This window comes from Streptomyces endophytica (assembly GCF_026153355.1).
Lineage (GTDB): Bacteria > Actinomycetota > Actinomycetes > Streptomycetales > Streptomycetaceae > Streptomyces > Streptomyces endophytica.
This window is the reverse complement of sequence record NZ_CP110636.1, coordinates 809,277-832,791: the sequence shown is the minus strand read 5'-3', so window position 1 is coordinate 832,791 and position 23,515 is coordinate 809,277. Positions and strand designations below refer to the sequence as shown.

The following is a 23,515-nucleotide window of genomic DNA, read 5'->3' as shown; positions in this document are numbered from 1 at the left end:
CTGCGGAGAACGTGAGTGGTGCGGATCACCGGGCCTCGTCGCCCGCCGTTCCGTACAGGTACAACGGACCGCACCCTGCAATCATTCCCTACGCTAAAGAAATTTTTTCGACGGTCTAAATACTCGCAGGTAGAGCGGTTGTGTCCGCCGAGCCGACGCCCGGACAATGGGTCCGGTATGAACGACCTCCAGCCCCCGGGCCCCACCGACCTCGCCGCGCTCGCCGCCGGGATGGCGCGCACCAACGAGCTGCTCGCCCGGGTCCTCACCAAGGTCGGCACGACACCCTCGGTGCACGCCGCCTTCGTCGACGCCGGCTACGTCTACGCCGCCGCCGGGAAGCTCGTCGCCGGCACCGAGGACCGCAAGGGCTTCGAGCTGGACGCCGAGGGGATCATCGAGGCTTCATCGACCGAGCCCGGACGATCTTCCCGGACAGCCGCTGCTGCGGGTCTACTGGTACGACGGCGCCCGCCGCGCCTCCACACCGCCGAGCAGCAGCGGATCGCCGAGCTGCCCGAGTGAAGGTCAGGCTCGGCAACCTCAACGCCAACAACCAGCAGAAGGGTGTCGATTCCCTGATCCGCTCGGACCTGGAGTCGCTGGCCCGCACCGTGCGATCACCGACGCGGTGCTCATCGGCGGTGACGAGGACCTGGTCTCCGCGGTCGAGGCGGCCCAGGGCTACGGCGCCCGGGTCCACCTGTGGGGCATCGAGGCGCCGGCCGGCCGCAACCAGGCCGAACCCCTGCTGTGGGAGGCCGACAGCACCCGCGTCTTCGACCTGGACTTCTGCAAGCCCTACGTCACCCGGCGGACCGGCGTCGAAGGCCCCGAGCAGGCCGGCGGCGAGGGCCCGGCGCCCGGCCGGGAGGACGTCCGCTTCGTCGGGGCGCGGGTCGCCGCCCAGTGGCTCTCGGAGCGCGGCCGGGAATGGGCGGCCGGACTGCTGCCCGGGCACCCGTACCTCCCCGGCCCCGTCGAACCAGGAGCTGCTGACCGCCGCCGAGGCCCTGCTGCACCACTCCCTGCGCGGCCACGCCGACCTGCGCCGGGTGCTGCGGGACGGCTTCTGGGAGCACGTACAGGGACAGCTCTAGAGGGCTCCGGGTCTCAGGGTCCCCGCGGGGCGGCCGAGGGCGGTTCAGGCCCGGGCGAGGAGTCCCTCCAGCCGGTCGAAGAAGCTCGTCCAGCCCGCCTCCGCCTGCTGGTACTGCTCCGGTGTGAGGTTGCCGCCGAGCTGCCGGAAGGCCATCTCCGTCCGGTCCCCGAGATCGCTCAGGGTCACCCTGATCAGCTCACCCTCCGAACTGCTCGGCGCATAGGCGTCGTTGAGCGTGAACTCCAGCGTCTCCGGCGGCACGACCTCCCGGTACACCCCGGAGAACGGCAGCTCGCTGCCGTCCGGGGAGTGCATGACCAAGGACCACGACCGCCCGGCCGGACGTCCATCGTCATTCCGCTCGACCGGCACCGTCAGCTCCCCGCCGAACCAGTACGCGAAGTGCGCGGGCGTGGTCCAGGCCTCGAAGACCAGGTCGCGGCGCGCGTCGAAGGTGCGGGTGAGCGCGATGCCGTGCGGGTCGTCCTGGGGGTTCTCGGTCATGTCGGGCCCTTCGTCGGCAGCCGGTGCCGGACGGGCCGCACGGGCCCGGCCGTTTCCTTTCGATGCTCGCCGAACCATCGGGCGCTGTCCCGGCGACACCCCGGGGCGCTACCCCACCCCGCTCCAGAACCCGGTCAGCGCCTCGGCGGTCTTCTCCGGGCGTTCGACGTTGGGGGAGTGCTCGGCGCCCTCGATGACGGTGCGCCGGGCGGACAGCCGGCGCGCCATGTCGTCGATCGACGGCACCGGCCAGGCGTAGTCCAGCGACCCGGAGACGACGTGCACGGGGAGTCCGGTGCGGGCCAGCGGCGCCACCCGGTCGGGCTCCGCCAGCATCTGCCGGCCGGTCGCGATCAGCTGCTCGGGGACGGTGTTCAGCCAACGGCGGTGCAGGAACGCGCCGATCTCCGGCGGGGTCTCGGCGTCCGCCGCCTCCGGCGGGTCCAGCTCGCGCATCGCCCGCCAGACGTCCTCCATGCCGAGCGAGCCGAGCGCGTCGATCAGCATCCGCACCCGGGCCTGCTGGGACGTCTCGATGGCCGCCGGACCGGAGCTGAGCACGGTGAGTGAACGGAACGGGGCGGCGTCGAGCAGCACCGCGGCCCGGGTGATCAGCCCGCCCAGCGAATGCCCGAGCAGATGCAGCGGACCGTTCCCGGCCCGCTGCACGGCCCGTGCCTGGGCCAGTACGTCGAGCGCCAACTCCCGCTGTGCGTAAGCCCGTTCGTCGCGCGGGCCGGGGACTCGTGCTGGCCGCGGCCGTCCACCGCGACCGCCCGGAACCCGGCCGCGGCGAGCGGCGCCAGCAAGGCGATGAAGTCCTCCTTGCTGCCGGTGAAGCCGGGCACCAGCAGCGCGGTCCCGATCGGCGCACCGTCGGGCCGGGCGTCGTGCACGGCGAACTCGCCGCGGTCGGTGTCGAGTCGGTACGCGCGGGCGCACGGGGGCAGCGTGAGGGTGGGCGGCCTGCTCATGGGGTGAGGTTAACCGGGCCGGGCGGGAAAACCGGGCCGGGACGCCGGACGACCCGGCACCCGCGGGGAGCGGGGCCGGGTCGTCCGGTCGATCGGGCCGTCGGGCGTCAGTCGGCCGGCTGGGCGGCCGCGGCCTTCCGGGTCCGGGTGCGCTTCGGCTTGGCCGGAGCCTCCTCGCCGTCCGCGGCGGCGGGGGCCGCGGCCACGGTCTTCTTGGCGGCAGCGGTCTTCGCCGCCGTCTTGCGCGTCCGCTTCGGCTTGGCCGGCGCCTCCTCCGCGACCTCGACGGACACCGCCGCGGCCGCGGGGGCCTCGGTGGCGGCCGGCTCGGCGGCGGCGGTCTTGCGGGTGCGGGTGCGCTTCGGCTTGGCCGGAGCCTCCTCGGCGCCCTCGGCGGTGGCCACCGCGGCCTCGGCGGCCTCGGTGGTGGTGGCCTTGGCGGCGGTCTTCCGGGTCCGGGTGCGCTTCGGCTTGGCCGGAGCCTCCTCGGCGGCCTCGACGGTGTCCAGCACCGCCTCCGCCGCCGCGGCGGCTTCCGGCGCGGCCGGTTCGGCAGCGGCGGCCTTGCGGGTCCGGGTGCGGGTCCGCTTCGGCTTGGCCGGGGCCTCGGTCACCTCGGCGGCCGGGGCGGCCTCGGCCACCACGTCGGCGGCCTCCGCGGCCTGCGCCGGGGCGGCGCCCGCCACCGGGATCGTCGCCGCGGCCGACCCGCTGCGGGTCCGCCGGCGCCGGCGCGGCTGCCGCGGTCCCGCGGCCTCCTCGGTGCCCTCGGCGGCGTCGAGCGACCCGGTCGCCTTCGCCTCGGAAGCAGCCGGGCCGTCCAGCGGTGTGCCGCCGCGGGTACGGCGGCGCTGCCGCGGTGCACGGGTGCGCTGGGGACGCTCCTCCTCGACGGCCGCGCCCCGGCGGGGACCGCGGCCGCGGCCGCCGGTCTCGCCCAGGTCCTCGAGCTCTTCCGCGGCGAGCCCGGCCCGGGTGCGCTCGGCGCGCGGCAGCACGCCCTTGGTGCCCTCGGGGATGTTGAGCTGCTCGTAGAGGTGCGGCGAGGTGGAGTAGGTCTCCTCCGGCTCGTCGAACGGCAGGTCCAGCGCCTTGTTGATCAGCTTCCAGCGCGGGATGTCGTCCCAGTCGACGAGGGTGATCGCGGTGCCCTTGGCGCCCGCCCGGCCGGTGCGGCCGATGCGGTGCAGGTAGGTCTTCTCGTCCTCGGGCGACTGGTAGTTGACGACGTGGGTCACACCCTCGACGTCGATACCGCGGGCGGCGACGTCGGTGCAGACCAGGACGTCGACCTTGCCGTTGCGGAAGGCGCGCAGCGCCTGCTCGCGGGCGCCCTGGCCGAGGTCGCCGTGGACCGCGCCGGACGCGAAGCCGCGCCGGGCGAGCTGGTCGGCGATGTCGGCGGCGGTCCGCTTCGTCCGGCAGAACAGCATCGCCAGACCGCGGCCCTCGGCCTGCAGGATCCGCGAGACCATCTCCGGCTTGTCCATGGAGTGCGCGCGGTAGACGTGCTGGGTGATGTTGGCGACCGTCGCGCCCTCGTCGTCCGGCGCGGTGGCGCGGATGTGGGTCGGCTGCGACATGTAGCGGCGGGCCAGCGAGATGACCTGGCCGGGCATGGTCGCGGAGAACAGCATGGTCTGCCGCTTGGCCGGCAGCAGCTGGATGATCTTCTCGACGTCCGGCAGGAAGCCCAGGTCGAGCATCTCGTCGGCCTCGTCCAGGACGAGGGTGCGCACCTGCGAGAGGTTCAGCTTCTTCTGGCCCGCGAGGTCCAGCAGCCGGCCGGGCGTGCCGACGACCACGTCGACGCCCTTCTTCAGCGCCTCGACCTGGGGCTCGTAGGCCCGGCCGCCGTAGATCGCCAGCACCCGCACGTTGCGGACCTTGCCGGCGGTGAGCAGGTCGTTGGTGACCTGCTGGCACAGCTCACGGGTGGGGACGACGACGAGGGCCTGCGGCGCCTCGGTCAGCTGCTCGGGCTGCGCCCGGCCCGCCTCGACGTCCGCCGGGACGGTGACCCGCTCGATGAGCGGAAGCCCGAAGCCCAGGGTCTTGCCGGTGCCGGTCTTGGCCTGGCCGATGACGTCGTTGCCGGAGAGGGCGACGGGGAGCGTCAGCTCCTGGATGGGAAAGGGGGAAACGATGCCGACGGCTTCCAGGGCCTCAGCGGTCTCGGGGAAAATCCCGAGGTCTCGGAACGTAGACAGAATCTTGCCTCTTCTGTGAGACGCGGCGTGAGGCGGCGAAGGGGGTCGTACCGCACCGTCGCACGGTTTCGTACGGGGCCGGCCAGATGGGGCCGGTGGCGCGGGACCACTGCCAACGCTCAGGCGCTCCTGCCGCGAGCGGTGTGCCTCCTGCTGTGCGTACGTCTCGTACGCGCCGCGGGGGAGGGCGGTCGGTTTGGAGCCGATCGGGCCACCGACCGGGCATCCGCTTCGTGGAACGACCCACCGAGTACTCGGCAGGTCCAATACCACTGTACCCCGGATACGGCGCCCCCATCCGAAGGCTTGTATGAGTGAGGAATACGTCACGTCCCCGCGCACCGCCCGGACGCCGGTCCGGCGGACTGATCGAACGGGTGAACGGAACTGGCTGACCAGGGCCTTCCCGGACCGCCGAGCGGGCTATTGTGCCGCCATGGGAACGCCTGACAACGCCGCGGCTGACGCGCAAGAACACACCGGGATCGCCGCCCAGGACTGGGCGCAGGCATCCGCCGACCCGCACTACCGGGCCGCCGTGATCGATCTGCTCGGCGCGCTCGCGTACGGCGAGCTGTCCGCCTTCGAGCGCCTGGCGGAGGACGCCAAGCTCGCGCCGACGATGGACGACAAGGCCGAGCTGGCCAAGATGGCCTCGGCCGAGTTCCACCACTTCGAGCGGCTGCGGGAGCGGCTCTCGCAGATCGAGGCCGAGCCGAACGAGGCGATGGAGCCGTTCGCCGCCGCACTGGACGAGTTCCACCGCCAGACCGCGCCGTCGGACTGGCTGGAGGGCCTGGTCAAGGCGTACGTGGGCGACTCGATCGCCAGTGACTTCTACCGCGAGGTCGCGGCACGGCTGGACGCCGACACCCGCGATCTGGTGCTGGCCGTGCTGGACGACACCGGGCACGCCTCCTTCGCCGTGGAGAAGGTGCGGGCGGCCATCGAGGCCGAGCCGCGGGTCGGCGGGCGGCTCGCACTGTGGGCCCGCCGTCTGATGGGCGAGGCGCTCTCGCAGGCCCAGCGGGTCGTCGCGGACCGCGACGCGCTCTCCACGATGCTGGTGGGCGGGGTCGCCGACGGCTTCGACCTGGCCGAGGTGGGCCGGATGTTCTCCCGGATCACCGAGGCGCACACCAAGCGGATGGCGGCGCTGGGCCTGGCGGCCTGACGGTCGGCGTACGAAGAAGACGAAGGAGGGGTAGCCGGGCGCTTCAGGCCGTCCGGTGCCCCTTCAGCGTCGCGGCCGGCCGCCGAAGACGGCTGCGCGGCGGGCGCACCAGGACCGACAGCAGCGCCGCGCTCACGGCGACCGCGGCGAGCATCACCTGGACGGGATGCCCGGGGCCGAGGATCGAGCGGGTCAGCAGCGCGCCGAGCAGGGCCGCGACCGGGCCGGTCGCCAGGGTGAGACCGCGCGCGGGGAAGCGATCGGGCAGCCGTCGCATGGCGAAGACCGCGATGGCGAGGCCGATGGCCACGGCTCCGAGCGCTTCGAAAATCATGCTCTTCCCTCCCACATTCCGTGCAGACTCCGGGCAGCGCGCCGGTGGCGCGCCGCGCCGATCCGTCGGGTGAACAAATCGGTCGTAGGCGGTCGTACCCAAGGGGCAGCGGTAGCAACCCTCGACGCGCCACCCCGCTGCCCGATCAGCGCAGCGGTCCGGGCGCCGGGCGCGACCAGGACGAACGGGAAAAGGCGGCGGCCCGGGGGAACGCGTCCCCCGGGCCGCCGCCCTCGTGCTCCGCGGGCGCCGCGCGCGGCGCCCGTCGATCAGAGCGCGCCGAACCCGACCTTGCGGCCGGCCGGCTCGCCGATCTCCACATAGGCCACCCGGTCCGCCGGGACCAGGATCTTGCGGCCGTGTTCGTCCGCCAGCTTCAGCAGCTCCGACTTGCCGGCCAGCGCGTCGGCAACCGCCCGCTCGACCCTTCGGCAGACTGCCCGCTCTCCAGAACGATCTCGCGGGGTGCGTGCTGCACGCCGATCTTGACCTCCACGGCTTTTGTCCCTCCGACGATCTGGGGGTCCCCCAGCACCGCTGGGGGAGGATGCGCGGTCATCCGCGCCGTACGCAGCACACATTAGCCCGGTACGGGGACGCACAGGACGCCGTGGACCACGCCCGCAGCGAACAGGGTCAGTGCGTGTCGCTGCCGTGCAGCGGGAAGCCGGCGATGCCCTTCCAGGCGAGCGACGTCAGCAGGGCCACCGCGGTGTCCCGCGGGACCGTGCTCCCGGAGGAGAGCCAGTACCGCGCCACCACCTGGGAGACCCCGCCCAGGCCCACCGCGAGCAGCATCGACTCGTCCTGCGACAGGCCGGTGTCCTCGGCGATCACCGCGCTTATGGCCTCGGCGCACTCCAGCGACACCTTGTCCACCCGCTCGCGGACCGCCGGCTCGTTGGTCAGGTCCGACTCGAAGACCAGCCGGAAGGCGCCGCCCGGGTCCTCGACGTACGCGAAGTAGGCGTCCATCGTCGCCGCGACCCGCTGCTTGTTGTCGGTGGTCGACGCGAGCGCCGAACGCACCGAGTGCAGCAGCGCCTCGCAGTGCTGGTCCAGCAGCGCGAGGTAGAGCTCCAGCTTCCCGGGGAAGTGCTGGTAGAGCACCGGCTTGCTGACGCCGGCCCGCTCGGCGATGTCGTCCATGGCCGCGGCGTGGTAGCCCTGTGCGACGAAAACCTCCTGGGCCGCGCCCAGAAGTTGGTTCCGCCGGGCGCGGCGTGGCAGGCGTGTGCCCCGCGGGCGCGCCGCCTCGGTCTGCTCGATGGCGCTCACGCTGCCTCCCAGAAATCGTTCCCTACGCGGCCAGTACAAGGTGGTGCACCGCGCCCGCCATCGTACTTTTGGGTAACCCGGCTGTGCGCGGTCCGGGCCGAGAATTTCTCTCCGGCCCGCCGCGCCAATGCGACATAACGCCCCAGGTCATCGGTATTCGTCTTCGTTCAGCTCGACGACCCGGGCCTGCTCGGCGAGGTCCGCCTCGTTCGCGGTGGTCGGGTCGATGCCGTTCAGCGCCTCGTCGCGCTGCGGTGCGAGATCGGCGTACTGCTCCTGGGCGTCCGCCTCCGGCGCCTCCACGTCCAATTCGGCGGTGTCGCTGTCGTCCACGAAAGTGTCCGGGTCGGTCGGGTCGACACGCATGATCGCTGCCTTTCTCGGTGCTTCCTCGCGTGCTCGCTGGGTCGGCTGGTGCCTGGCAGGAAAGCAGCCGGGGCGGCCGCCCCCCTGCCTACGAGCGTAGGAGAGCGGCCGCGACGGCGCGATGCGGTGTGTGACCGCGAACACACGATCGGGGGTGTGATCGTCTCGTAACATCGACCCCATGTCTTCGACCGAGTCGCCGGACACCGCGACCACCGCCCTCCCGGTGCCCCCGGCCGGCCCTGGTCGGCCCGGCACGGCGGAGACGGTGCGCACCGTGCACCTCCCGGGCCTGACGCTCACCGTAAGGGCGCCGGAGGGGCGGCCCGAAGTGCGCCGCGACGGCGCGGCGGGGGCACCCCGGGACCGCGAGCCCGCGCTCTACGTCCACGGCCTCGGCGGCTCCTCGCGGAACTGGTCGGAGCTGATGCCGCTGCTCGCCGACCGGCTGGACGGCGAGGCGCTGGACCTGCCCGGCTTCGGGCACTCCCCGCCGCCGGGCGACGGCAACTACTCCGTCTCCGCGCAGGCCCGCGCGGTGATCCGGCACCTCGACGCGGCCGGCCGCGGCCCGGTCCACCTCATCGGCAACTCCATGGGCGGCACGACGGCCACCCGCGTGGCGGCCGCCCGGCCGGACCTGGTCCGCTCCCTGACGCTGATCTCGCCGGCCCTGCCCGAGCTGCGGCCGCAGCGCACGGCCGTGCCCACCGCACTGCTCGCCGTCCCCGGCGTGGCCCCCTCTTCGCCCGGCTCACCCAGGACTGGACCGCCGAGCGCCGCACCCGCGAGGTGCTGTCGCTCTGTTACGGCGATCCCGCAAGGGTGACTCCGGAAGGGTTCGACACCGCGGCCGCGGAGTACGCCCGGCGGCTCGAACTCCCTTATTTCTGGGAGGTGATGGAGCGTTCGGCGCGGGCGCTGGTGAACGCGTACACGCTCGGCGGGCAGCACAATTTGTGGCGTCAGGCCGAACGCGTGCTCGCCCCACCCTTCTCGTCTACGGTGGACGCGACCGCCTGGTCTCCCTCCGGATGGCCCGGCGGGCGGCCGCGGCGTTCCGCGGCTCGCGGCTGCTGACACTGCCGGAGGCGGGGCATGTGGCGATGATGGAATACCCGGAGGCGGTGGCGCGCGCCGTCCGCGAGCTGCTCGATGCCAAGATGACCGAAGTGACCGCTGATCCGGGCAGGAGCTGACACGCCCCGTGGGACGTCATAGCCGCCGAGACCGGCCGGAGGCCGAAGACCCCTCGCAGTCCGCGGCGCCGCCCGGCCGCGTTCCGCCGGCCGGCCGGGCACCCGCCCGGGCCCCGGTCCGGGGCGCCGCCGACGCGAGCCGGCCGGGGGCGACACGGTCCGCGGCGGCCACCCCGAACAGCACGAACCGGGCGGTGCCTGGGGCGCGTTCCCGGGGGTGCCGGCGTCCCCGATGACGCCCGGGGCGCCCGGCCGGACCGCGCCCGGGATGCCCGGGCAGGCCGCGCCGCGGATTCCCCGCCCGCGTGCGGAGATGGGCGGCGCACCGCCGATGGCCGTACCGGGCGCCGGGTCCGGCCCGCGGCGGGACTACGTGGACGCCTTCGACGCGCGGTCGTTCCCCCGGCGGTCGGACGGTCCCGGTGACGCATCCGACGTGGACGGCGCCGACGACGATGTGTTCCGGGCCGGTGCGCCCGGCGCCGTCCGTACGCCCGCCGGATCCGTGGCGTACGGCCGGGCGGAGGCGGTCGGCGCACGGGTGCCGGAGCCCGCCGGGCCGGCGGGCCACGCCCCCGACGAGGACTTCGGGGACGACGACTTCCCGGCGGGCGCGGACGCCGCCTTCGACGAGGCGCGGCACGGTGCCCGGAAGGGCGGCAAGGGCCGGGCGTTCACGGGTGCGGCGGCCGCCGCGGTCACCACCGTGCTCGCCGTCGTCATCGCCGGCCAGGTCGCCGAGCAGCACAAGGACGGCGGCGATCCGCAGCCGCGCAGCGGCAACGACCGTACCGACGCGGCCGGTGACGAGGCCTCGCGGTCGCATGCCCGGCCCACCCAGGACGCCAAGCCCGCCGGCTACGACGAGCAGATGGCGCAGGCCTTCCCGCTGGACGCGCACCTCACCGCGAGCGGACGCTTCAAGCCGGTCGGCGGGGCCGCCGCGGCGCCCGGCCACGGCAAGGTGATGCGCTACCGCGTCGACATCGAGGACGGTCTGCCGCTGGACGGCGCGCTGTTCGCCGAGGCGGTGCACAAGACCCTCAACGACGACCGGAGTTGGGCGCACGGCGGGCAGCGGACGTTCCAGCGCGTGGCCTCCGGCCCGGCCGACTTCGTGATCACCCTCGCCAGCCCCGGGACCACCGCGAAGTGGTGCGCCAAGTCCGGTCTCGACACGTACGAGGAGAACGTCTCCTGCGACTCGGCGGCCACCGACCGGGTCATGATCAACGCCTACCGGTGGGCGCAGGGCGCCAAGACCTACGGGCCCGACAAGATGCACGCCTACCGCCAGATGCTGATCAACCACGAGGTCGGCCACCGGCTCGGGCACAACCACGAGGCCTGCACCCGGCAGGGCGCGCTCGCCCCGGTGATGATGCAGCAGACGAAGTTCCTGACCACGGACGGCGTGACCTGCCGGCCCAACTCCTGGCCGTATCCCACCGCGCGCTGAGCGGGTGCGCGGGACGGCCGGGCGGGGTGCGCCGGCCGTTCCGCTGAGACGCGGTGTCTCTCATCGTGAGACACCTTGCCAGGATGCGAACTTCCGTTCCATCATCTGCGCATGCCGCACCGCCACATCACCGACCACGCCGCCATCGAGCTGGCGCTGATCGGCGTGTCCGTGCAGTCCGTGGCCGACATCGACTGTCGCTGAGGCCCACCCGGTTCCGTAGAGGCGCTGCCTCCGGACCGGGGCACTTCCCCGCGTGAACGCGTCCTTTCACGGCATGCCCCCATGTCCGCATGCCGTGAGCACCTCCCGTAACGCATCCGCAGGGGCGGCCTCGTGCGCCCGCATACCCCGGCCGCCGCCCCTGCGGGTGCCCCGCTGCGAAAGGCACCCCCGCCATGGCCGAGCCGGCCCGTTCCCGTCGTCTTCCCCTCCCGCCCGCCAAGTGGCCGCGGCCGCGGCCGTCGTCCTCCTCGCCGGCGGCGTGACCGCCTGCGGGCCCAAGGACAGCAGCGCCGACGGCGGAGCCGGGGCCACCCCGCACAAGGGCGGCACCCTCACCGTCCTCAACTCCGAACCGCAGACCAACTTCGACCCGGCGCGGCTCTACACCTCCGGCGGCGGCAAGGTCCCCAGCCTGGTCTTCCGCACGCTGACCACCCGCAACCGCGAGAACGGCGCGGCCGGCGCCAAGGCCGTACCGGACCTCGCCACCGACACCGGCCGCCCCAGCAAGAACGCCACGGTGTGGACCTACACCCTCAAGGACGGCCTGAAGTTCGAGGACGGCTCCCCGATCACCAGCGCCGACATCAAATACGGCATCGAGCGGTCCTTCGCCCCGGAACTCTCCGGCGGCGCGCCCTATTTGCGGGACTGGCTGGTCGGCGGCGAGAAATACCAGGGCCCGTACAAGGACAAGTCCCGGACGGCCTGAAGTCCATCGAGACGCCCGACGCGAAAACCCTCGTCTTCCACCTCCGCAAGCCCGAGGGTGAATTCCCGCTGCTGGCCACGCAGACCCAGTTCGCCCCGTGCCGCGCAAGAAGGACACCGGCACGAAATACGAGGAACACCCGTCTCCTCAGGCCCGTACAAGGTGGTCAAGAACACCGGGGACGGCGAACACGTCGTTCTCGCGCGCAACGAGAACTGGTCGGAGAAGACCGACAAGGAACGCCACGCCTACCCCGACACCGTCGACGTGCGCTCCGGACTCGACTCCTCGGTCATCAACCAGCGGCTGTCCACCGGCTCGGGCGCGGACGCCGCCGCGGTCACCACCGACACCAATCTCGGACCGGCCGAACTCGCCCAGATCGGCAACGACCAGGAACTCCGGAAGCGGGTCGGCACCGGCCACTTCGGCTACACCACCTACCTCGCCTTCAACCCGAAGGTGAAGCCCTTCGGCAATCCCAAGGTGCGCCAGGCGATTTCCTATGCCATCAACCGGCAGAGCGTCATCAACGCGGCCGGCGGCTCCTCCCTCGCCGAACCCGCCACCACCTTCCTGCCGCCCCAGAAATCCTTCGGCTACACGCCCTACGACTTGTTCCCGGCCGGAAAGACCGGAAATCCGGCAAAGGCCAAGGAACTGCTGAAGGAAGCGGGCTACAAGAACGGGCTCACGCTCACCCTCACCCACTCCACCGCCAAGAACTTCGAGACCAGCCCCGACGTCGCCACCGCCGTCCAGGAAGCGCTTGCGAAGGCCGGCATCACCGTCAAGCTGGCCGGCCTGGAGGACAACGACTACAAGGACAAGACCCACAGCATCAAGGACGAGCCCGGCCTGTTCATCGGCCACTGGGGCGCCGACTGGCCCTCCGGCGGCCCGTTCCTCGCGCCGATCTTCGACGGCCGGCAGATCGTCAAGGACGCCTACAACTTCAACCACGCCCAGCTCGACGACCCCGCCGTCAACCACGAGATCGACGAGATCAACAAGCTCACCGACCTCGACGCGGCGGCCCGGCGCTGGGGCGCCCTGGACAAGAAGATCGGCGAGCAGGCGCTGTCCGTCCCGCTGTTCCACCCCGTCTACAAGCGGCTCTACGGCAAGGACGTCAAGAACATCGTGATCAGCGACTGGGACGGCGTGCTCGACATCTCGCAGGTCGCGGTCAAGTGACACAGCGACGAACCACCCGGGAAACCGGTGTGTGGCGGCGGCTGCGCGCCCGCCCGTCGGCCGTCGCGGCCGCCGCCGTCCTCACCGTCCTCGTCCTGCTCGCCCTCGGCGCGCCGCTGCTCGCGGCGCTCGAAGGCCAGGACGCCACCACGTACCACGACGCACTGATCGACTCGGCCCGCGGCGGCGTGCCCACCGGCGCGTACGGCGGGATCAGCGCCGACCACTGGCTCGGCGTCGAACCGGGCACCGGCCGCGACCTGTTCGTCCGGCTCCTCCACGGCGCGCAGATCTCCCTGCTCGTCGCCCTCGGCGCCACCGCCGTCCAGGTCCTGACCGGCGTCACGATCGGTCTGGCCGCCGGCTTCGGCAGCCGGCTCCTCGACACCGTGCTGTCCCGCCTCACCGACGTCATGGTCGCGCTGCCGATGCTCGTCCTCGGCGTCGCGCTGACCGCCGTCGTCCGGCCGGCTTCCCCCGCCCGCTGCTGCTGATCATCGTCATCGGCCTGCTCAACTGGGGCGGCACCGCACGGGTCGTGCGCGCCCAGACGCTGTCGCTGAAGAAGCTCGACCACGTCGCCGCCGCCCGGCTGGCCGGCTGGCGGCCCGCCCGGGTCGCCCGCCGGGAACTCCTCCCCGCGCTCGCCGCACCCGTGATCACCTACGCCGCGATCCTCTTCCCCACCAACATCGTCGCCGAGGCGTCCCTGTCCTTCCTGGGCATCGGCGTCAAACCGCCCACCGCCTCCTGGGGACAGATGCTCTCCACCGCCACCACCTGGTTCCGCGCCGACCCGCTGTACGTCCTGCTCCCCGCGGCCTGCCTGTTCGTGACCGTCCTCGCCTTCACCGTGCTCGGCGACGCGGTCCGCGCCGCACTCGACCCCCGCGAACGCTCCCGCCTGCGGGTCGGCACCCGCGACGGCTCCCGCGGCACACCGGCGGCCCCCGCCGGACGGACCCCGAAGGGAGCCGCCGCATGACCGGCACCACCGGCTACCTGCTGCGCAAACTCGGCGGCGCGCTGATCGTCCTGTTCCTGCTCTCCGTCCTGGTCTACCTGCTCTTCTACGTCGCGCCCGGCGACCCCGCGAAACTCGCCTGCGGACCGCGCTGCAACGCCGAACAGCTCCACCAGGTACGCGGCCAACTCGGCCTGGACGAACCCCTCCTGGCCCAGTACCTGCACTTCCTCACGGGCCTGGTCACCGGCCGCGACTACTCCACCGGCACCGGCGTGCTGCACTGCCCCGCCCCCTGCTTCGGGCTCTCCTACCAGAACGACCAGCCGGTCACCGCACTGCTCGCGGCCCGACTCCCGGTCACCGCCTCGCTCGCCCTCGGCTCGATGGTGCTGTGGCTGCTGCTCGGCGTCGGCACCGGACTGCTGTCCGCGCTGCGCCGCGGCGGCACCACCGAACGCGTGCTGACCGTACTCACCCTCACCGGCACCGCCACTCCGGTCTTCATCACCGGCCTGTTGCTGCTGATGCTCTTCTGCGCGACCCTGCAGTGGCTGCCGTTCCCGTCCTACGTCCCGCTGACCGAGGACCCCGAGCAGTGGGCCTGGAACCTGCTGCTGCCCTGGACCACGCTGGCCCTGCTGGAGTCCGCCAAATACGCCCGGCTGACCCGCTCCTCGACCCTGGAGACCCTGGCCGAGGACCACATCCGCACCTTCCGCGCCTACGGCCTGCCCGAACGGACGGTCATCGGCCGGCACGCGCTGCGCGGCGCACTCCCACCGGTCATCGCGCTCAACGCCATCGACCTCGGCACGATGTTCGGCGGCGCGATGCTCACCGAGACGCTGTTCGGCCTGCCCGGCATCGGCCAGCTGCTGGTCCACTCCGTCCGCACCGTGGACCTGCCCGTGGTCGTCGGCGCCGTCCTCGGCATCGGCACCGCCGTGGTCCTCGCCAACGCCCTCGCCGACGTCCTCTACGCCCTCGCCGACCGAAGGGTCACCCTGACATGACCGGCACCCTGGTCGAGGTCACCGACCTCGCCGTCACCTTCCCGGCCGGCGCCGGCCCGGCCGGCCGGGCCGGCGTCCGTGCCGTCGACGGGATCTCCTTCTCCCTCGCGCCCGGCCGCGCCCTCGGCATCGTCGGCGAGTCCGGCTCCGGCAAGTCCACCGTCGCCGCCGCCCTGCTCGACCTGCACCGGGGCACCGGCGCCCGGGTCGAGGGCACCGTACGGGTCGACGGGCACGACGTCCTGGCCGCCTCCGAGGCGGAGTTGCGGCGGCTGCGCGGCGGCACCGCGGCCATGATCTTCCAGGACCCGCTGTCCGCCCTCGACCCGTACCACGCCATCGGCGACCAGATCGCCGAGGTCCACCGGGTGCACCGGCCGGACGCCTCCCGCCGCACCGCCCGGGCCCGTGCCGTCGCCGCGCTGGACCGGGTCGGCATCGCGGACGCCGCCCGCCGCGCCCGCTCCCGGCCGCACGAATTCAGCGGCGGGATGCGGCAGCGGGCGCTGCTCGCGATGGCGCTGGCCTGCGAACCCCGGCTGCTGATCGCCGACGAGCCGACCACCGCACTGGACGTCACCGTCCAGGCCCAGATCCTCGACCTGCTGCACGAACTGCGCACCGAGACCGGCACCGGACTGATCCTGGTCACCCACGACCTCGGGGTGGTCGCCGGCGGTGTGGACGAGGTGCTGGTCATGCGCGCCGGACGGGCCGTCGAACACGGCCCCGTCGGCGCGGTGCTCGGCGCGCCCACCGCGCCCTACACCAAGGAACTGCTCGCCGCGGTGCCCCGGGTGGACGCCGTACGGCCCCGGCCCGCCGTCCCGGCACCCCGCACGCCCGGCCCGCCCGCGGGCGAACCGCCGCTCCTCGAAGCGGTCGGGCTGCGCCGGGAGTTCGGCCCGCGCCGGGCCCGCACCACCGCCGTCGACGACGTCTCGCTGACCGTACGGGCCGGCGAAACCCTCGGCCTGGTCGGCGAGTCCGGCAGCGGCAAGACCACGCTCGGCCGGATGCTGGTCCGCCTCCTGGACCCCACCGCCGGCACGCTGCGCTACCGGGGACGCGAGATCGGCTCCCTCGGCGAACGCGCACTGCGCCCGGTCCGGCGGGAGGTGCAGATGGTCTTCCAGGACCCGGCCTCCTCGCTCAACCCCCGCCGCACGATCGGCGAATCGGTGGCCGACCCGCTCCGCGCCGCCGGCGGGCAGGACGGCCCGGCGATCGTCCGGCGCGTCCGCGAGCTGCTGGAACGGGTCGGGCTCGACCCCGACTGGTACCACCGCTATCCGCACGAGCTGAGCGGCGGCCAGCGCCAGCGCGTCGGCATCGCCCGCGCGCTGGCCCCCGGCCCGCGGCTGCTGGTCTGCGACGAACCGGTCTCCGCCCTGGACGTCACCACGCAGGCACAGGTGATGGAGCTGCTCGGCGAACTCCGCCGGGAACTGGGCCTGTCGCTGGTCTTCATCGCCCACGACCTGGCGGTCGTCCGGGCGGTCAGCGACCGGGTCGCGGTGATGCGGTCCGGCCGGATCGTCGAGGAGGGACCGGTCGACTCCGTGTACGAGAACCCCCAACACCCCTACACCCGGGGCTGCTGGCGGCCGTTCCGGTGCTCGATCCGCAGGCCGCGGCGGACCGGCGGATGGTGCGCGCCGCAGCGTAGCGATCACATAGCGCGTCGAAACGCCCCAAGAGGCGGAAAGTTACGTGCTTTCACCCCTTCCGGTGGCGCGACGGACAACCGTCCATCGCGCCACCGGGCCTTTTGCATAGCGTCTTCCTGCAGGTCGACGGCCGTACGGCTGTCGCGTCAGGGAAGCCGACATGGGAGGACGGGGGTGCCGCCGTGCGCATTGGGCTCCTCACCGAAGGTGGCTATCCGTACGCGCCGGGTGAGTCGTACGCCTGGTGCGACCGGCTCGTACGCGGGCTCACCGGCCACGACTTCGAGATCTACGCCCTGCGCGCCGACCCCCGCCGGGAACGCGGCCGGCCCGTCCTGCCCGGGCACGTCCGGGTGCACCACGCCCCCCTCTGGGGCGACCTCCCCGCCGGGCACCGCCGGGCCGCGGACGAGCGCCGCGGCCGCGCGCCCGGACGGCGGGCCCGGCGCCGCTTCGCCGAGCACTTCGGCGACCTGGTGACCGCCGTCGCCTCGACACCCCCCGAAAACGCCCTGACCAGGAAGGCGGACCGTTTCGCCAGCGGTCTCTACGGACTCGCCGAACAGGCCCGCGACGGCGGCGGACTGCCCGCCCTGCTGCGCTCCGAGGACGCCGTGCGCCGACTGGAATCGGTCTGCCACGGCCCCCGGGCCCTGCCCGCCGCGCACGGCGCCCAGGTGGGCGACCTGCTGACGGTCGTCGACCGGCTCGAACGCACCCTGCGCCCGCTGTCGCTGGACTGGTACGGCGACGGGGACACCCCCGGCCTCGACGGCGCCGACCTCTGCCACGCCACCTCCGGCGGCGCGGCCGCCCTCCCCGGCCTGCTGGCCAAGCGCTTCTTCGGTACCCCCCTCCTGGTCACCGAGTACGGCGTACGGCTGCGCGAGCACTACCTCGCGCGCGCCGCGGCACCCTTGAGTGCCCCGGTGCGCGCCCTGCTCGCCGCCTTCCAGGGCGCACTGACCGCCGAGACCTACGCCCAGGCAGCCCTGATCACCCCCGGCAACACCCACGCCCGCCGCTGGCAGGAGCGCTGCGGCGCGGACCGGGAGCGGCTGCGCACGGTCTACCCGGGCATGGACGCCGCGCCGTTCGCCGCCGTCGCGGACGCCGCGGCCGACGACTCCAAGACCCTGGTGTGGGTCGGCGCGGTCGAGCCCGCCAAGGACCTCATCGCGCTGCTGCACGCCTTCGCCGAGGTCCGCCGGTCCGAACCCGACGCCACCTTGCGGATCATCGGCGGCCTCGGCCGGGACCCCCGGGCGGCCGGCTACCTCGCCCACTGCCGGGCGCTGGCCGCCCAGCTCTTCCCCGACGAGGCGGCCGACGCGGTCACCGTCGGCGAGAACCCGGTCAGCTTCGAGGAGATCGGCAGCCCCGACGCGCCCACCCCGGCCGACGCCTACGCCTCCGCCTCCGTAGTGGTGCTCTCCAGCGTCGTCGAGGGTTTCCCGCGCTCCCTGGTGGAGGCGATGTTCTGCGGCCGCGCCACGGTCTCGACCGACGCCGGTGCGGTCTGCGAAGTCATCGGCGGCACCGGGCTGGTGGTCCCGCCGCGCAACCCCCGCGCGCTCGCCGAGGCCTGCGGTGCGCTGCTCGGCGACCCGGACCGCAGGGCGCGGCTGGGCGCGGCCGCCCGGTCCCGGGCGCTCGAATTGTTCACCGTCGAGCAGAACACCGCGGCATTTCGTGGCATCTACCTGGAGCTGATCTCGCACGCCCCGGCCCGCCCGGACGGCGCCCGGGACCGGGACGCGCACGGCGTTCCGCAGCCGTTCGCCCACCCCGCCGAATCGCATGTCCCCGGCCGCTGGGCCGGTACCGGCACGGCCACCCGGCCCGGCCCCGCACCGGCCGGCCGGACGCCGAGCTGGGCGGTGCCATGAGGCGGCGAGGGACGGGGGCGAAGCGGCCCGCGGACCAAGAGGGCGAGAGGCAGCCGGTGGGCGTGACGGAGCGGAAGGGGTGTCGGCAGTGGTGACAGGTGTGCTGGACGTGATGTGCGCGATGGGAGTGGTGGGTGTGGCCCTGGTGACGGGCATGGCCGATGTGGCCCACGCCGGCAACCGGGACGGCCTCCGCCGCCGCGGCCGCCCGCCCCGGGAGCACGCCCCGGGCATCCGTTCCGCAGGCGGTCCCGTAGGCGGCGCCCACGCGCCGGCGGTCCCCGTGAGGGGGGACGAACGATGACCACACCGGACCGCGGCACCCCCGGTGCCCTCCGGAACAGCGCGGCCGACGGCCCCGCGGAGCCCGCCCCCGCGCCCCGCAAGGCCGCCACCGCGCGCGCCGCCCGCCGCGGCCCCGCCGACCCCGTGCGCGCCCTGATGCACCGTCACCAGGCGCTCTGCGCCCACGCCGTCGACCCGCTGGAGATCGCCGCCGGTCTGGAGGCCCACGGCGTCACCGACCGCACCGCCGCCCGCTTCCGGCACCGGGACGTCTTCTCCCTCGCTGAGGAGCTCTACGCCCGCGTACCGCGCGCGGAACCCGGCACGCCGGGCACGGCGGCCCGCCCGGTCCCGAGCGCGGCAGAGCGAGCCCCGGACGGCGCGGCGGGGGAGTGGGGGGCGGACGGCGGGGCGGACCGCGGGGCGGGGGGCCATCCCCTGACGGGGGGCCATCTCCTGGACGACGCGGACGGAACGCCGTACGGCCGCGGGGACGGAACGCCGTACGCCGGCGGGGACGGAACGCCGTACGTGGGCGGCCTGACCGGGCAGTCCTACGGCGGTGGGGCGGCGGGCCCGCCGTACGCCGGCGGGGCGGCGGGGTGGACGTACTCCGAGGGTGCCGGCAGGCCGCGGATCTTCTCCCCCGCCCCCTCCCCCCTCTCCCCCTTCGGGGGAGGGGGCGGGGGGTGGGTTCGGGGGTGGGGGGGACGCTGCGCCGCCTCGCTGCACCTCCTCCCCGGCGCCCTCTGCGCCGCCACGCTCGCCGCCCTCGCCTCCCTGGGCGGCACCGCAACACCCCAGGCCCGTACGGCCGTTGGCGTCACCGGGCTGGTGCTGACCGCCCTCGCCGTCCGGCTGGCCGTACGCTCCGGACCGCTCCGCCCCCGCCACCCCGGCACCGGCCCCCGCGCCGCCACCCTGTGGACCTGCTGGACCGTCGGCTACGCGCTCGGCGGCGACCGGCTGCTCGCCCGACTGCTGCCGGGCGGCCCCGACCCGGCGGCCGCCCACCCCCGCCCCGCCCTCGCCGCCGCCGTCGCCCTCACCCTCGCCGTGCTCCCCGCGGCCGGCTGCGCCCGCTGGTTCGCCGTGCGCGGCCGCCGGGCCCTGGCCGCCAGCCGCGGCCTGGGCGAGTTCGCGGCCCGCATCCGGCCGCTGCTGCTCGGCACCACCTTGCTCTTCCTGACCACGCTGACCGCGCTGCTCCTCGGCGCCCGGGCGGCCCTCGACGCGAGCGACGGCGGCGCCCTCCCGGTGGTGGCCCCCCTCGCCCTCGGGCTGCTGCTCTTCCTCGCCCGGCTGCTCACCGTCCACGGCTTCCCCCGGCCCGCCGCCCGCGGCCTGGCCGCGGGCGCCGCCCTGGAGGCGCTCGCCCCCGCCCTCGCCCTGCTCGCCCGGCTCCCCGGCGCGCCCCCGCTCGACGCCCCGGTCCGGGAGCTGGCCGCCGCCGTCGGACCGGCCGCGGTCCCCGCCCTGGCCTGCACCGCCGCCGCCCTCGGCCTCCTCGCGTACGGCCTGCGGGCGCTCACCGGCGCCTGCGCGCACTCACCGCCCCCGCCCGCCCGCGAAGGCGCCCCGGCCGTGACCCTCCCGACGGCCACCGGCCCGTACCCCCAGCCCGCCCCACCCGGGCGCCCGCACCACGCACCACCGTCGCGGAGGCACCCGGCAACGGCCTCCCCGGCACCTCCGGCCGCTGCGGCCCGCCCGCTGCGGACCACGCCCCCCACGCGGCCCCCGTCCCCACGACGGACGCCGACCCGGCCGGAGCGCACGCACTTCCCACCATCCTCCTTAGGAGCACGACACATGAACGTCCAGCCGACCGAAGCGCGACGGCACCGGGGGGTCGCACGATGAGGGTGCTGCTCATCGGCGCCAACGGCTACCTCGGCCGTTACGTCGCCGACCGCCTGCTCGCCGACCCCGCCGTCCAGCTCACCGCCCTCGGCCGGGGCGACGACGCCGACGTCCGCTTCGACCTGGCCACCGGCAGCCCCGGGGCGCTCACCCGCTTCCTCGACGCGGTCCACCCCGGCGTGGTCATCAACTGCGCCGGCGCCACCCGCGGCGGCGCCCGCGAGCTGACCCGGCACAACACCGTCGCGGTCGCCACCATCTGCGAATCGCTGCGCCGCAGCGGCTGCGGCGCCCGCCTGGTCCACCTCGGCTGCGCCTCCGAGTACGGTCCCTCGCAGCCCGGTTCGTCGACCGCCGAGGACGCCGTACCGCGCCCCGGCGGTCCGTACGGCGTCAGCAAACTGGCCGCCACCGAACTCGTCCTGGGCTCCGGCCTCGACGCGGTCGTGCTCCGGGTCTTCTCACCGGTCGGCCCCGGTACCCCGGCCGGCTCCCCGCTCGGCCGGCTCGCCGAGGCCATGCGCCGTGCCATGCAGTCCGGCGACAACGAACTCAAGCTCGGCGGGCTCGGCGTGCAGCGGGACTTCGTCGACGTCCGCGACGTCGCCCGCGCGGTGCACGCCGCCTCGCTGTCCGCCGCGCAGGGCGTGGTCAACATCGGGACCGGCCGCGCGGTACGGCTGCGCGAGGCCGCCTCGGTGCTCGCCCGGGTCGCCGGCTTCGGCGGCGCGCTGCACGAGCTCGACTCCCCGCCGGCCCGTCTCGTCATCCCCGGCCCGGCGGGCGACCACCCGGTCGGTTCGCCGCCCGCCACCTACCCGTACCCGGACGGCTGCGGCACCTGGCAGCAGGCCGACGTCCGCACCGCCCGCGACCGGCTCGGCTGGCGCCCCGGATCGTCCTGGAGGAGTCCCTCGCCGACATCTGGATGGAGGCCGCGTGTCGCATCTGACCACCCCCGCCGGCCCCACCCGCGCCCCGACCGGCGCCGCCCCGCTCGGCTGGGCGTGCCCGGCTTCGCCCATCCGCTGCTCGCGCCCGCCGAATGGGCCGGACTGCTCGGCTGCGGGCCGGGCCTGGTGCACTGGGCGGTGCTCGACGTGTCCAACGGGCCCGGCGCCCGGCCCGACCCGCACTGCGCCCCGGCCGCCGCCCGCCTGCGTGAGACGGGTGTCCGAGTACTGGGACACCTGGACCTCGGCCGGGGCACCCGCCCCTTCGGCGAGCTGCTCTCCGACGCCCACCGCTACCTGGAGTGGTACCGAGTCGACGGCTTCTGGCTGGACCGCACCCCCACGGACCGGGCCCTGCTGCCCGCCACGCGGCGGATCGCCGCCGCCCTGCGCGTCCTGTGCCCGGACGGCCACCTCGTTCTCGGGCACGGCAGCCACCCGCACCCCGGCTACGCCGAATCCGCCGACCAGCTGGTCACCTTCGCCGGCCGATGGGCGGACTACCGCTGGTCACAGGTGGCGGAGTGGACCGCCGACCACCCTCCGGAGCGGTTCTGTCACCTCGTACACAGCGTGCCGCGGACACACCTGGACGAAGCGCTGCGGATCGCCCGCTGGCAAGGTGCGGGCACCGTGTACCTCACCGACCGCCGGGGCGGGGCCGCCGACGCGGTCGGAACCGCCTGGAATCCCTGCCCGGCTACTGGGACGAATTCGTCTCGCGCATCGGACCGGGTGTCTCGGAATGAAGAAGGGCGTGGCAGTGTTACGGGAAGACAACCAGTCCTCAGATACCGACCAACCCCCTTGATGAGGTCATCCGTGTCGCTGCCACCCCTGGTCGAGCCCGCTTCGGAGCTCACCGTCGACGAGGTCCGCAGGTACTCCCGCCACCTGATCATTCCCGATGTCGGAATGGACGGGCAGAAGCGGCTGAAGAACGCCAAGGTGCTCTGTGTCGGCGCCGGCGGCCTGGGCTCGCCCGCGCTGATGTACCTGGCCGCGGCCGGCGTCGGCACCCTCGGCATCGTGGAGTTCGACGAGGTCGACGAGTCGAACCTGCAGCGCCAGATCATCCACAGCCAGGCGGACATCGGCCGCTCCAAGGCCGCGTCCGCCAAGGACACGGTGCTGGGCATCAACCCGTACGTCACGGTCAACCTCCACGAAGAGCGCCTCGACTCCACGAACGTCATGGAGCTCTTCGCCCAGTACGACCTGATCGTGGACGGCACCGACAACTTCGCCACCCGCTATCTCGTCAACGACGCCTGCGTGCTGCTGAACAAGCCGTACGTCTGGGGCTCGATCTACCGCTTCGACGGTCAGGCCTCGGTCTTCTGGTCCGAGCACGGCCCCTGCTACCGCTGCCTGTACCCGGAGCCCCCGCCGCCGGGCATGGTGCCCTCCTGCGCCGAGGGCGGCGTCCTCGGTGTGCTGTGCGCCTCCATCGGCTCCATCCAGGTCAACGAGGCCATCAAGCTGCTCGCCGGCATCGGCGACCCGCTCGTCGGCCGTCTGATGATCTACGACGCGCTGGAGATGACGTACCGTCAGGTAAAGGTCCGCAAGGACCCCAACTGCGCGGTCTGCGGCGAGAACCCGACCGTCACCGAGCTCATCGACTACGAGGCGTTCTGCGGCGTGGTCTCCGAGGAGGCCCAGGAGGCGGCGGCCGGCTCGACGATCACTCCGCAGCAGCTCAAGGAGTGGATCGACGCCGATGAGAAGATCGACATCATCGACGTCCGCGAGCCGAACGAGTACGAGATCGTCTCCATCCCCGGCGCCCGGCTGATCCCCAAGAACGAGTTCCTGATGGGCACCGCACTCCAGGACCTCCCCAGGACCGCAAGATCGTCCTGCACTGCAAGACGGGCGTCCGCTCCGCCGAGGTGCTCGCCGTCCTGAAGTCCGCGGGCTTCGCCGACGCGGTCCACGTGGGCGGCGGCGTCATCGGCTGGGTCAACACCGTCGAGCCGGAGAAGCCGGTTTACTGATCGAGCCGGCCCACTGATCGAGCCGGTGGGCTGATCACCGCGCCCTGCACAGCGCCGAAGGCGCCGGTCCGTACGTCACGGACCGGCGCCTTCGAGTTACCCGGCTGTGCCCGGCCGCCCCAGGCCGGGGGCGCCCCCGGC

Annotated in this window: 13 protein-coding genes and 9 pseudogenes; 15 read left to right on the top strand and 7 right to left on the bottom strand. The window is 73.9% G+C overall.

Translation table 11 applies throughout. The features are described from left to right. Positions 1-177 precede the first annotated feature (177 nt). Positions 178-1,100 (top strand): annotated as a pseudogene (locus tag OJ254_RS03690) (NYN domain-containing protein). Positions 1,101-1,144: 44 nt separating this feature from the next. Here OJ254_RS03690 and OJ254_RS03685 read toward each other — a convergent pair. The 3 genes and pseudogenes from OJ254_RS03685 to OJ254_RS03675 all read right to left on the bottom strand — a co-directional run bounded on the left by OJ254_RS03685 (position 1,145) and on the right by OJ254_RS03675 (position 5,057). Next, positions 1,145-1,606 carry an SRPBCC family protein gene (locus OJ254_RS03685; RefSeq protein WP_265361241.1) on the bottom strand — a complete coding sequence of 154 codons (462 nt, stop codon included), beginning with the start codon at positions 1,604-1,606 and terminating at the stop codon, positions 1,145-1,147. Positions 1,607-1,714: 108 nt separating this feature from the next. After that, positions 1,715-2,580, bottom strand: a pseudogene (locus OJ254_RS03680) (alpha/beta fold hydrolase). Positions 2,581-2,687: 107 nt separating this feature from the next. After that, positions 2,688-5,057: a DEAD/DEAH box helicase gene (locus tag OJ254_RS03675; protein WP_341483560.1), complete on the bottom strand. Its 2,370-nt coding sequence runs from the start codon at positions 5,055-5,057 to the stop codon at positions 2,688-2,690. A gap of 169 nt (positions 5,058-5,226) precedes the next feature. On the opposite strand from OJ254_RS03675, the gene OJ254_RS03670 reads away from it, so the two are divergent. Next, positions 5,227-5,964 (top strand): ferritin-like fold-containing protein, encoded by a 738-nt coding sequence (locus OJ254_RS03670; protein WP_261955829.1) that lies wholly within the window; start codon positions 5,227-5,229, stop codon positions 5,962-5,964. Positions 5,965-6,007: 43 nt separating this feature from the next. On the opposite strand, the gene OJ254_RS03665 is transcribed toward OJ254_RS03670, so the two are convergent. From OJ254_RS03665 to OJ254_RS03650, 4 genes and pseudogenes are all read right to left on the bottom strand, one after another. After that, positions 6,008-6,298 (bottom strand): hypothetical protein, encoded by a 291-nt coding sequence (locus tag OJ254_RS03665; RefSeq protein WP_261955828.1) that lies wholly within the window; start codon positions 6,296-6,298, stop codon positions 6,008-6,010. A 269-nt stretch (positions 6,299-6,567) separates the two neighbouring features. Further along, positions 6,568-6,794 (bottom strand): annotated as a pseudogene (locus tag OJ254_RS03660) (DUF3107 domain-containing protein). A gap of 140 nt (positions 6,795-6,934) precedes the next feature. Next, complete coding sequence (locus OJ254_RS03655) at positions 6,935-7,576, bottom strand: TetR/AcrR family transcriptional regulator (protein ID WP_265361239.1); 642 nt, start codon at positions 7,574-7,576, stop codon at positions 6,935-6,937. 147 nt (positions 7,577-7,723) lie between these two features. Next, complete coding sequence (locus OJ254_RS03650; protein ID WP_265361238.1) at positions 7,724-7,942, bottom strand: hypothetical protein; 219 nt, start codon at positions 7,940-7,942, stop codon at positions 7,724-7,726. 181 nt (positions 7,943-8,123) lie between these two features. Between OJ254_RS03650 and OJ254_RS31395 the strand changes: the two genes are divergently transcribed. From OJ254_RS31395 to moeZ, 13 genes and pseudogenes are all read left to right on the top strand, one after another. Continuing rightward, a complete protein-coding gene (locus tag OJ254_RS31395) occupies positions 8,124-8,771 on the top strand; it encodes an alpha/beta fold hydrolase (RefSeq protein ID WP_423835818.1) in 648 nt (215 codons plus the stop codon). Then, positions 8,707-9,039, top strand: a pseudogene (locus OJ254_RS31390) (hypothetical protein); the annotation flags it as partial. The gene OJ254_RS31395 and the pseudogene OJ254_RS31390, both read left to right, overlap by 65 nt. 415 nt (positions 9,040-9,454) lie before the next feature. Then, positions 9,455-10,600, top strand: a complete 1,146-nt coding sequence (locus OJ254_RS03640; RefSeq protein WP_341483559.1) for a DUF3152 domain-containing protein — start codon at positions 9,455-9,457, stop codon at positions 10,598-10,600. 111 nt (positions 10,601-10,711) lie between these two features. Further along, positions 10,712-10,804 (top strand): Ms4533A family Cys-rich leader peptide, encoded by a 93-nt coding sequence (locus tag OJ254_RS30895; protein WP_341483558.1) that lies wholly within the window; start codon positions 10,712-10,714, stop codon positions 10,802-10,804. Between the two features lie 241 nt (positions 10,805-11,045). Next, entirely contained in the window at positions 11,046-11,537 is a 492-nt protein-coding gene (locus tag OJ254_RS03635; RefSeq protein ID WP_265361235.1) for an ABC transporter substrate-binding protein, read from the top strand. A 57-nt stretch (positions 11,538-11,594) separates the two neighbouring features. Further along, on the top strand, positions 11,595-12,734 hold the full coding sequence (locus tag OJ254_RS03630; RefSeq protein ID WP_265361234.1) for an ABC transporter substrate-binding protein: 1,140 nt from the start codon (positions 11,595-11,597) through the stop codon (positions 12,732-12,734). Continuing rightward, positions 12,731-13,719: pseudogene (locus OJ254_RS03625) on the top strand (ABC transporter permease). The gene OJ254_RS03630 and the pseudogene OJ254_RS03625 overlap by 4 nt, the downstream one beginning before the upstream one ends. Further along, a complete protein-coding gene (locus OJ254_RS03620) occupies positions 13,716-14,714 on the top strand; it encodes an ABC transporter permease (RefSeq protein ID WP_265361232.1) in 999 nt (332 codons plus the stop codon). The pseudogene OJ254_RS03625 and the gene OJ254_RS03620 overlap by 4 nt, the downstream one beginning before the upstream one ends. Further along, a pseudogene (locus OJ254_RS03615) lies at positions 14,711-16,383 on the top strand (dipeptide ABC transporter ATP-binding protein). Before OJ254_RS03620 ends, OJ254_RS03615 begins: the two are co-directional and overlap by 4 nt. A gap of 183 nt (positions 16,384-16,566) precedes the next feature. After that, the gene (locus tag OJ254_RS03610; protein WP_265361230.1) at positions 16,567-18,273 is read left to right on the top strand and encodes a DUF3492 domain-containing protein; all 1,707 of its coding nucleotides are present in this window, start codon (positions 16,567-16,569) and stop codon (positions 18,271-18,273) included. Positions 18,274-18,573: 300 nt separating this feature from the next. Continuing rightward, positions 18,574-18,915: pseudogene (locus tag OJ254_RS03605) on the top strand (hypothetical protein); the annotation flags it as partial. 1,502 nt (positions 18,916-20,417) lie between these two features. Continuing rightward, a pseudogene (locus OJ254_RS03600) lies at positions 20,418-21,373 on the top strand (NAD-dependent epimerase/dehydratase family protein). Positions 21,374-21,428: 55 nt separating this feature from the next. Continuing rightward, positions 21,429-23,374: pseudogene (moeZ, locus tag OJ254_RS30890) on the top strand (adenylyltransferase/sulfurtransferase MoeZ). The last annotated feature ends 141 nt before the right edge of the window (positions 23,375-23,515 follow it).

What these genes read in the sequence shown, in the direction of transcription:
- OJ254_RS03620 (WP_265361232.1), top strand. Translation starts at nt 13,716, where the DNA reads ATGACCGGCACCACCGGCTACCTGCTGCGCAAACTCGGCGGCGCGCTG.
- OJ254_RS03670 (WP_261955829.1), top strand. Translation starts at nt 5,227, where the DNA reads ATGGGAACGCCTGACAACGCCGCGGCTGACGCGCAAGAACACACCGGG.
- OJ254_RS03640 (WP_341483559.1), top strand. Translation starts at nt 9,455, where the DNA reads ATGGGCGGCGCACCGCCGATGGCCGTACCGGGCGCCGGGTCCGGCCCG.
- OJ254_RS03665 (WP_261955828.1), bottom strand. Translation starts at nt 6,298, where the DNA reads ATGATTTTCGAAGCGCTCGGAGCCGTGGCCATCGGCCTCGCCATCGCG.
- OJ254_RS03650 (WP_265361238.1), bottom strand. Translation starts at nt 7,942, where the DNA reads ATGCGTGTCGACCCGACCGACCCGGACACTTTCGTGGACGACAGCGAC.
- OJ254_RS03685 (WP_265361241.1), bottom strand. Translation starts at nt 1,606, where the DNA reads ATGACCGAGAACCCCCAGGACGACCCGCACGGCATCGCGCTCACCCGC.
- OJ254_RS30895 (WP_341483558.1), top strand. Translation starts at nt 10,712, where the DNA reads ATGCCGCACCGCCACATCACCGACCACGCCGCCATCGAGCTGGCGCTG.
- OJ254_RS31395 (WP_423835818.1), top strand. Translation starts at nt 8,124, where the DNA reads ATGTCTTCGACCGAGTCGCCGGACACCGCGACCACCGCCCTCCCGGTG.